Origin of the sequence: uncultured Ruegeria sp., assembly GCF_947504215.1 — a bacterium.
In the GTDB taxonomy this organism is placed as follows: Bacteria; Pseudomonadota; Alphaproteobacteria; order Rhodobacterales; family Rhodobacteraceae; genus Ruegeria.
The window spans coordinates 1-1,228 of sequence record NZ_CANNGO010000034.1 but is presented as its reverse complement, the minus strand read 5'-3'; the positions used below and the strand labels follow the sequence as shown (position 1 = coordinate 1,228).

The following is a 1,228-nucleotide window of genomic DNA, read 5'->3' as shown; positions in this document are numbered from 1 at the left end:
CGGCGGTTTCAACGGGTGAGCGCAACACTTTATTCTTTTTGGAAAGATGGAGTGTGAGAGATGAAATATCGGACGCGGACGTTTTACACGGACAAACAGAAATCGGAGATGTGGGATCGGTGGCAGCGCGGAGAGTCGATGAGCTCGATTGGACGGCATTTCAATCGTGCATCGTCTTCGATCTTTCCGCATTTGGCGCTGTTTGGTGGGATCCGGCCCGCCGCCCGTAAGAGGTCGCGATTTGCTTTGAGCCTGACGGAGCGGGAGGAGATATCTCGCGGCTTGGTTTCAGAGCGGTCGTTGCGGTCTATCGCCAAGAGCCTGAACCGGTCGCCTTCAACGATCAGCCGAGAGGTTCGCAGAAATGGTGGGCGTCAGGCCTATCGCGCGGCGCGCTCGGATCAGCGGGCCTGGGACTGCGCAACGCGTCCCAAATCATGTAAACTCTCGTTCAATGATCCATTGTGCCACCTGATTGCACGCAAGCTGCGTCGGAAATGGTCGCCGCAGCAGATTGCTGGTTGGCTCAAGCGGAAACATCCCGACGAGGAGCAGCATCGCGTGTCCCACGAGACGATCTATCGCAGCCTTTATGTGCAGACCCGTGGGGTCCTAAAGAAGGAATTGCAGGAGTGCTTGCGCAGCCCGCGTGCCATCAGGCGGTCACGGCACGCAACTCAGAAAGGGTTGAAACTGCGCAAGATCAAGAACGCGATCCCGATCAGTGAGCGCCCTCCAGAGGTCGAGGATCGGGCCGTGCCGGGGCACTGGGAGGGCGACCTGATCGTGGGGTCCAACAACAGCTACATCGCCACACTCGTGGAGCGCCATTCCCGGTTTGTGATGTTGGCCAAAGTCGAGAACAAGGACACCCAAAGTGTTATCACGGCCCTGATCAAGCAGGCCCGCAAGTTGCCCAAAGAGCTGTACCGATCACTGACATGGGACCGTGGCTCTGAGATGGCAGGACATGTGACGTTCACCATGGCGACAAAGATTAATGTCTATTTTTGTGATCCGCAGTCACCTTGGCAACGCGGTAGCAATGAAAATACCAACCGGTTGCTTCGCCAATACTTCCCCAAAGGCACTGACATATCAGGCTTTAGCCAGGCCAAACTCAGCGCCGTTGCACGCCAGCTTAACGAGCGGCCTCGAAAAACCTTGCAATACCAAACACCAGCAGAGAAATTTGAAACCTGTGTTGCGGCGATCAGTTGAAACCACA

The 1,228-nt window shown here is 56.1% G+C and carries 1 protein-coding gene; it reads left to right on the top strand.

Translation table 11 applies throughout. The features are described 5' to 3' along the window. Positions 1 to 60 precede the first annotated feature (60 nt). Complete coding sequence (locus Q1B21_RS22280; RefSeq protein ID WP_299893261.1) at positions 61 to 1,221, top strand: IS30 family transposase; 1,161 nt, start codon at positions 61 to 63, stop codon at positions 1,219 to 1,221. Positions 1,222 to 1,228 lie beyond the last annotated feature (7 nt).

Bases quoted from the DNA above. Each gene is read 5' to 3' on its own strand.
- Q1B21_RS22280 (WP_299893261.1), top strand. From the start codon at position 61: ATGAAATATCGGACGCGGACGTTTTACACGGACAAACAGAAATCGGAG.